Here is a 7,431-nt window from a genome sequence, read left to right as displayed (position 1 = left end):
GCGCCCCGAGGAGCCGGCCCGAGCCCCCCGGCTCCGCCGGCTCGCTCTCCCCGCCTCTCACCCTGATAGACGTCCATCCCCCCGGGGGGTTGCAGGCCGGTTCGAAGAAATTTTCCGCGGACTCCCCAGGAACACTGAAAGGCGCCGCAGGGCGGCCGACGGGGATGCGGTGGCGGACAGAGCCCGGCCCGGCACGGCGAGCGGTGAAACGCAGCCGCCTATGGACGGGAGTAGCGAGTACGCCGCACGGAACACCCCTCTGAGCAGGGAAGCCCGATACCCCTCCTCGCATGCAAGGACACGGCCAGGCAGACCGCCGCCCGAGACCACGGCGGTGCTGACCCGTAGATGGTGGCGACTCAGGAGGCACTGCGCCGTGAGCGAGCCCCGGCACCGATCTCCCCGGTCTCCTTGCCCGCCTCCGCGACGGTCTTGCTTCTGACCGTTCCACCGCCGCCCGCCGACGGCGGGCCGAGCCGCAGCGGACAAGCTCGCGCGGGACCTGGCCGACCTCGCCGCCGATCATCTCGCCCCTGGCGGCTACCAGCCCCGAGGCCGTGGACTCCCTCGCCGTGCCGATCGGCGGCCAGCAATGGACCCCGGCCGCCGACGCCTCCGCCCGGGTACGCGCGGCTGGCGGCAACCGGTGACCCACCAGCCAATCATTCAGTTCGAATCTCGCCGAGAGACAACCATCTCTGTGCAGACGGGGCCGCCCAGGTCGCCGCCGCGCACCCGCTGCGGTAGGTCGAGCAACCCCCGCGAGCGCGGGGAGGACTGGCGGTCACCTCGGTGACAAGGGGTCGATGCCGGCTGACTCCTGCAGGCGCGGGGAGGGCGCCTGTTCTTATCCCCGCTGGCTCGTGGTCGGCTTGGTGAGAGCCACACGTGGGCAGCATCCACTCGGGTGTCCTGGAAGAGGGAGCGTAGGTGGGAAAGGCCAGCCGCGGGAAGCGGGACCGGTCACGGGACCGGGTGGGCGAATGGACGGCAGCCGGTGCGGCCCGACGTGGTCACGAGATGATCCGGCAGACATTGGGGGCGGTGGACAACCCGTTCGTCCGGGCGATGATGCACCAGAACACGAGCAACGGCGTCGGCGACAGCTACCGGATGGCGGTGATGGCCGGCGGGTTGGGCGACGAGCAGGCGTGGCAGTACGCGTTGTCGATCACCGTCGGCGCGATGGGCGACCCGCCTCCGTGGAGCCGGGATCTGAACGAGCACACCGAACGGGAGATTCGGCGTCACCAGGAGCTGCTGCGGACCGCGGAGGTCTTCGTCATCTCGCCAGCGGCACATGCCGCGGTGATGGCGGCCTCCGCGACGCTGGAAATCGCCGACACCGCCACGCTTGACCGGGATGTGGATCTGCCGGTGCCAACCGGTCTGCTCATTCTGCCGGAGCCGATCGTGCACGCGAACCGGAACGGGGCGCTGTCCGACACGGCCGCGTTCGGCTGGGCACCGGTCCAGTTGTACAGCGGCTGGCCCGAGGTGGAGGGCGGGACCCCAGGGGTGCGGGTGACCTCGTTCATGGACCGGGACGGGCCGATTCAACCCGATGAGTGGAGGGCCGCACTGGCGGTGGCTCGTTCCTCGGGGATGCCGCTACCACTCCTCGTTCCTGACGGAGTAATGGGTATGACCGGCAACGGCCACCTCGCACACCTGGACGCGGCGCAGCTCCACGAGGTCTCCCAGGGCGTGCAGCAGGTCCACCTGGCGCTGCGGGAGAGTGCGAACGAGGTGCGTGGGCAGGTAGTAGAGGACGTCGGGGAGTGGACGGGCGGGCAGGTGGTCGCGGATCCGACGCAGGACTTCGTCCGCCGGTACATGTTCGCGTTCTGGCGTCTGGCGGCTCAGAAGTCGATGGAGGTCTCGGTCCACCGGTCGTCGGTCGCCAGCATGCTTCCGCGGCAGGGTCGGGCTGCTGGGCCTGCGGCCGTGCCGGATGTGCGGGTGGTGCAACTGGCGGCGCTGACCGGGGTCGCCGGAGACGGTGGGGGCACAGGGCACCGGGTGTACCACCACCGCTTCCCGGTGCGGATGCACAAGGTTCGCCAGTGGTATCCGAGCCAGGGGGTCCACCGGATCATCTGGCGCGGCCCGTACATCAAGGGCCCGGCCGGAGCCCCGCTCGTGGTGACTGAGACCGCGTACGCGGTGCGCTGAGGGGCATCCCCGCACGGGCAAAGCCAGCGAGTCCGGGCTCAAGCCCTCCGACGGAGAACGACATCCTATTGTTCGCGCAGGGCTTCCTCTGTCTGGCTGCGGAGTAGAGACCTTCCTCAAGAGACAAGCCCAGGCTCAGTAGTCGCCGTACTCCACGACCTTCCACCCGTCGGGAACCTTCCGGACCTCGAATCCGGGCGCGAGTACCTGGTGCAGGCTGGAGCCGTCCTCCCAGTCGGTGAGCGTGCTGTGGACGGTCGTGATGATCGGCTCCTCCGTGTTGTCGAAGAGCACCACCGGCTCCAGCTCGGAGTTCATGATCGAGCCGGAGTCCTTCACGATCGGCAACCACCCGACCACCGGGACCACCATGATCACGTCGTCCACTGGACTCCTGATCGCCACCCGCCACCCGTTCGGAGCCGCCACGAACCCCACCAGCCCGCTCTTCTCATCGTCCGTCATGACCACCACCCTGCCCCCACACCTGCCCTTACGTCCCGGCCTTCCCCGATTCCCCTGTCTGCGTACAGCGCACTACCAGCCATCCGCCGGTGTTCCGCTACACGTGCGGCGGAGCCCGTGCCACAGTGGTCGCCGTCCAGGAAGTCGCCCGCCCAGCGGGTTGTCATCGAAGGGGCACCACGTGAACGGACTGGTGAAGACGTTCATCGGGGCCATGGCTTTGGTCGGGATCACCGGGGGGAGCCTGGCGATGTCCGGGACTGCCCTCGCGGCAACGCCGGCCAGGCAGCAGTCACTCTCGATCTCCGGGTCGGCCGCGGTCACTGAGGTGACCAACCTGGGACTGAGCACCGCTCAGGCGAAGAAGCTTCAGACCCTGCTCCAGAAGCACTGGGGCTACACCGGCGCCATCGACGGCGTTGCCGGCGCCGGCACCCAGGCCGCATTCGCTCGATGGGTCGACTGGATCAAAATCTGACCTCCGGTGAGAGCGGCGCGCTCGACGGCTGACCCCCGCGCAGGCGGGGCCGATGGGGTGTCGTGGTCGGAGTGGTGTGTGGACCGGTGAGCCACAGGTCCGTGCTGGCGCGCGCCGCGGCAGGTGGGCCCGGCACCGTGCTGAGCCGTAGTCCGCCGACGGGTGCTTGTACCGGCAGCGGCAGCCGGGGTTACCCGACGTCAGAGGTCGCCGCTGTAGCTCGCGGCGTTGCCGGACCCCTCGTACGGGCCGTAGTCGCTGCCGGTGCGGGCGACGGTCTCCCGGGCCCCGCGCCCGCCGAGGAGCGCGGCCCGGGCGGCGAAGTCCGGCAGTAGCAGGCGCAGCGCCCGGCGTCCGTACAGCGCGGTCAGCAGTCCTGCCCCGTCGGGTTCCGATGGTGTGCCACCTGGCGCTGTCGCCTCGCTCAGGGGGTGCCGGCGGCGCAGTTCGCGCAGCAGCCTATGTCCGGCGAGGGTTCGGGCCGGAGCGCAGAGCAGCACGAGCGGGAGTACGGCCATGGGCAGGCCTGTCCACCAGGCGCCCCGCGCGGTGGCGAGCGTGCCCGTCGCGCACGTGGCCGCGGCCAGCACGCTGGATGTGGCCAGCCGGGCCGGGCTGCAGCGTAGGCCGCGGCGGACCAGGTCGGTGCGGGTCTCCTCGCGGGCCCGCCGTACGGGCGGGGTGGTCACGGCGTCGGCCCAGGACATGTCCCGGCCGAACGCCGTCCGTGCTGCCCGGTGCAATGGAGTTGGGTCCTGCCCGGGATGGGCGTGCATCACCCGCCGCAGGCGGCCCCGTCGGTCGGTGTCGAGTACCCCCGCGAGGTGCAGTTCGACGACGGCCACCACCAGTGCGGCCTTCGAGCCCCCACGCACCCCCGCGATTGCCGCGGCTGTCAGGCCGTCAGTCCTCCCCCGGGCCGGTTGCCATCGCAGCAGCCCCGCTCCGAGGAGCGCGGCCACCGCGCATACCACACCTACCGATCCCACCAAACCCCCTGAAGAACGGACCATCCGACGCCCCGCCCCCGGCCGTCGTTCCCGCAGGATGACAGAGCGGGAAGGCGACGCCAAGCCGTCGACCGACCCGACCGCCACGCCGCCGGAGCGCGATGAGAGCACGTCCGCGATCTTCGTGACCTGGATGATCGCCGGGCCCTGATCCCACATCAGCAGCGCCCTGAAGATGACCGGGCCCCGCCCGAACAGGCCCTGGCTCTGTCCGAGGCTGCCGAAGCGGCACGCCGGGCGTTGCCGTGCGGGTCGTGCTGGGCCACGCGGGCCACCCGCACCGCGGTGGACGAGTGCGTGGATCTGGCCCTCGCCGACCACCGCGATGTCAACGCCGTTGCCCGCCGCACCTAGGCCGAGCTGCGCGCGGCGACGGCCGCGGCCCGCCCCGCCGGTGCCGGCCGCGAGAACGTCCTCGGATCCGACCTGCAGACCGTCCGAGACGCCGTCGCCGTCTACCGGGCCGACGCCCTCCCCAGGCTGGCCAGCTCGCCGCTGGCCGACGCCGAGGCCGACCTCGCCCACGACGCCGCCCTGCGTGCCAACCGCCACCGTCCTACCGCCCCGGCCCTCGCCGAGGAGGCCTTCGAGCAGGCCCTGGCCGCCTTCGACGCCTCCCCGATCGGTGACTTCGCCGCCGTCGCCGAGGTCGTTGCGTCCGCGATCCTCCGGCCCCGGTCGGCGACTGCAGGAGGCAAGTGGCCGAACAGGACCTCGTCGTCCGCCTCCGAGGCAGGCCAGCCACCTGGCCGTCAACCCGGCCGCGGCACTCTGATGGGCACCGCCCCGAACCCACGGGCACTGTCAGCGTGCGGCTGTCTCAGGCTCCGCGCCGAGGGTTACAGCCCACTGACGTTCGCCCCAGCGGAACTGCAGGCACAGCCGGAAGGGTCGGGACGTGGCCGGCTGGTCCATGGTGTCGTGGAGTTTGTCGTGCAGGCGCTGCGCGATGCGCACTCCACCAGGCGGAGCGTGGAAAGCCTTGAGAAGGGCTATCAGCTCCTCGGGGGTCGGCTGAGCATGTCCGTCGAGCCAGCGTCGCACGTCGGTGGCGGACCGGCCGGTCTCCTGCGCAATGGTGTCGATCGGGCGTTCGTGCATCAGGTAGAGCCGGCGCAGGTGGGTGACGAAACGACCCGCGGCGGTGTCCTCGTCGATGGGGTCGTCGGGGGGCTCTTCCCAGCGATCGGACGCGCACGGCTCGGTCCGCTGGCTCACGTAGGCGATCGCCTCCTTGGCCTCGCGCCACCGGTGCTTCCAGTGGGTCTCGCTCCCGCCGCAGGCGCCGACGAAAGCCAGCACGATGTCCAGCGAAGGGAAACGGGCACCGCCCGCAGCCTGTGCCAGGGAGTTGTGTGAGTAGCCGGCCTTCTCCGCCATCTGCCGGTACGTCAGCCCAGCGCTCTCCCGCAGCAACCGCAGGTCACACGCGAACGCCACCTGCGGCCCGTCGTTTCGGTCCAGCGGCCGCTCCGGGCGGCCGCTGCTCGTCACCGGGCCTCCCTCTCCACCGCGGTCGCCAGCCGCAGGCCCAGAATCAGCACTTCGCGGGCCGGCGCGAGCCAGTTCGACGAACAGGCCGGCCGCGCCGTGCCCCACCGGACCACGGCGAGCACGACAACGATCAGTACGGTCAACAGGTGGTCCAACATTGGCGCGTACGCAGGCATGAGCATGCTCCTCAAGTCGAAACGTCTTGGACGCCTCTCCCGGCGTGGTGGCCGCCGCACCGGATCAGCACCGCCACCCTGAGCCACTGCGGGCATGTGCCGCCAGCGCTTGCCGTGATCTGCGCACATGTCGTCTTCCGTTGGACGTCACCGACTTGTCTATGAACGCATGAGCGCACAATCAGCCTGCCCTGTTCGCCTGCTGGAACAAGTCGGATGCCCATGCAACAGACGCAGGCCAGGCTCCGTCCCAGCGGCCACCGGCGCTCGATTGCCCCCAGGGTCTGTCAACCGCTTGCTTCATACGACCGAAACAGCCAGCCTGGAGACCTCTTCGCCCTCCCCGGCGAAGCAACGGGCCGATCGTCTTGGACGCCCGCACCCCAGGGGACGGCAGCCTGTGGCCGCAGGCTCCCCAGCCTGGTCCCGGAGTACCACCCCGCCGGGACCAGGCCCGCCGACCACGAACGGCGCTCCAACCGGCCCTGCATGCGCGGGGAGGACGGCACTACCCCCGTCACCAGACGGCCACAGGCCTTAGGGTTTCGAGGCATGATCGACGGATCGACCACAACCGACCTGCCCGATCCCGATACCGTGCTCCGCGAGACTGATTGGGCGAGCCTGGAGTGTGGGTTCGGAGACCCCCACCGGGTGCGGGCCGGCCTGCGGGATGTGCTGCACCCGGACCCGGCCGTCCGGAGGGAGGCCCGACAGGGTCTCCGCGGTGCCTTTCACCCCGAGGCCGGGCAGGCGCTGCCGACCACCGTGCCGACCGCCACGTACCTGGCCGGCCTGTTCGCCGACCCCCGGGCCGCCGAGGCACTCGGCCTCCCCGACCCGGACACCCTCGGCCGGTCGATGCGCGCGACCCTCCTCGAGATGCTCGGTCACTACTTCCTCTCCGCCGACGACCGTACCTGCGCCTCGTTCGGGCACGGCTCGAACGAGACCGCCCTCCGACGCCTGCGGCCTGCTGTCCATCGGGTCGTCACCCCGCTGCTCGACGACGAGGACCATGCGGTCCGCCACGCCGCTGTTTTCACGACCGTCTCCCTGGTCGAGCACCCCCATCTGGCACAGCACCGGGCCAAGCTTGCTGACCACGCCCGACGCCTGCTGCGGGAGAGCTACCGTCCCGACCACCGAGACGTCGCACTTGCGGGCTTGCGTACGTGGGGGCACGACATCGATGGCCTCGAAACCGAGGAGGACCGCGAGCGGCGGCTGCGGCTCGCCATCGAGCCACCGTTCTGAGCCGCGTCCCGCACCTGGGCTTGCCCGCGGCCTGCGTGGCGAACGCGTCAGCGACCGTGAAGTGAGGAACGCGGGAGGGGCCGCTCTGTTGCTGCGGCTCCTGCGTTGAGGAGCAGCGAGGTCAGCGAGGCCGCCTTGACCAGTGAACAACCCGAAGCGGCCCGATGCCCGTTGCGGGCTGCTGCTTCAAGCTGTCCAGGTCGCCGATTGACGGCGGCCGCGCGGGAAGGACACGTTTCCGGCTCGGCCTGGCCACTCGGCGATGGGAATCCTGGCAACCCGCCCTTTTGACTGCCGGGCCGGACCACACCGTCTGAACACCGGCCCCGGCACGGCTCGGTGGTGTTGGAAGACGGGTGTGGCCTCCACCCCGACT

The 7,431-nt window shown here is 70.7% G+C and carries 7 protein-coding genes; 3 read left to right on the top strand and 4 right to left on the bottom strand.

Translation table 11 applies throughout. The features are described from left to right. Positions 1-930: 930 nt before the first annotated feature. Positions 931-2,175 (top strand): hypothetical protein, encoded by a 1,245-nt coding sequence (locus ACFWP2_RS38035; protein ID WP_380460415.1) that lies wholly within the window; start codon positions 931-933, stop codon positions 2,173-2,175. A gap of 135 nt (positions 2,176-2,310) precedes the next feature. Here ACFWP2_RS38035 and ACFWP2_RS38030 read toward each other — a convergent pair whose 3' ends face one another. Beyond that, a complete protein-coding gene (locus ACFWP2_RS38030) occupies positions 2,311-2,640 on the bottom strand; it encodes a hypothetical protein (protein ID WP_380460413.1) in 330 nt (109 codons plus the stop codon). A 181-nt stretch (positions 2,641-2,821) separates the two neighbouring features. Between ACFWP2_RS38030 and ACFWP2_RS38025 the strand changes: the two genes are divergently transcribed. Beyond that, positions 2,822-3,118, top strand: a complete 297-nt coding sequence (locus ACFWP2_RS38025; protein WP_380460411.1) for a peptidoglycan-binding protein — start codon at positions 2,822-2,824, stop codon at positions 3,116-3,118. A gap of 200 nt (positions 3,119-3,318) precedes the next feature. Here the strand turns inward: ACFWP2_RS38025 and ACFWP2_RS38020 are convergent, their stop codons facing one another. From ACFWP2_RS38020 to ACFWP2_RS38010, 3 genes are all read right to left on the bottom strand, one after another. Beyond that, positions 3,319-4,131, bottom strand: a complete 813-nt coding sequence (locus ACFWP2_RS38020) for a TIGR04222 domain-containing membrane protein (RefSeq protein WP_380460417.1) — start codon at positions 4,129-4,131, stop codon at positions 3,319-3,321. 801 nt (positions 4,132-4,932) lie between these two features. Continuing rightward, on the bottom strand, positions 4,933-5,622 hold the full coding sequence (locus tag ACFWP2_RS38015; protein WP_380460409.1) for a helix-turn-helix domain-containing protein: 690 nt from the start codon (positions 5,620-5,622) through the stop codon (positions 4,933-4,935). Continuing rightward, the gene (locus tag ACFWP2_RS38010) at positions 5,619-5,798 is read right to left on the bottom strand and encodes a hypothetical protein (protein WP_380460406.1); all 180 of its coding nucleotides are present in this window, start codon (positions 5,796-5,798) and stop codon (positions 5,619-5,621) included. The genes ACFWP2_RS38015 and ACFWP2_RS38010 overlap by 4 nt, the downstream gene beginning before the upstream one ends. Positions 5,799-6,350: 552 nt before the next feature. Here ACFWP2_RS38010 and ACFWP2_RS38005 point away from each other — a divergent pair. Next, positions 6,351-7,055 (top strand): hypothetical protein, encoded by a 705-nt coding sequence (locus tag ACFWP2_RS38005; RefSeq protein WP_380460404.1) that lies wholly within the window; start codon positions 6,351-6,353, stop codon positions 7,053-7,055. The last annotated feature ends 376 nt before the right edge of the window (positions 7,056-7,431 follow it).

Source organism: Kitasatospora sp. NPDC058444 (assembly GCF_042721415.1).
Classification (GTDB): Bacteria; Actinomycetota; Actinomycetes; order Streptomycetales; family Streptomycetaceae; genus Kitasatospora.
The sequence above is the reverse complement of the archived record's forward strand: the minus strand, read 5'-3'. Positions and strand labels throughout refer to the sequence as shown.

Coding starts and splice junctions, on each gene's coding strand:
- ACFWP2_RS38030 (WP_380460413.1), bottom strand. CDS start 2,640: ATGACGGACGATGAGAAGAGCGGGCTGGTGGGGTTCGTGGCGGCTCCG.
- ACFWP2_RS38020 (WP_380460417.1), bottom strand. CDS start 4,131: ATGGTCCGTTCTTCAGGGGGTTTGGTGGGATCGGTAGGTGTGGTATGC.
- ACFWP2_RS38010 (WP_380460406.1), bottom strand. CDS start 5,798: ATGCCTGCGTACGCGCCAATGTTGGACCACCTGTTGACCGTACTGATC.
- ACFWP2_RS38005 (WP_380460404.1), top strand. CDS start 6,351: ATGATCGACGGATCGACCACAACCGACCTGCCCGATCCCGATACCGTG.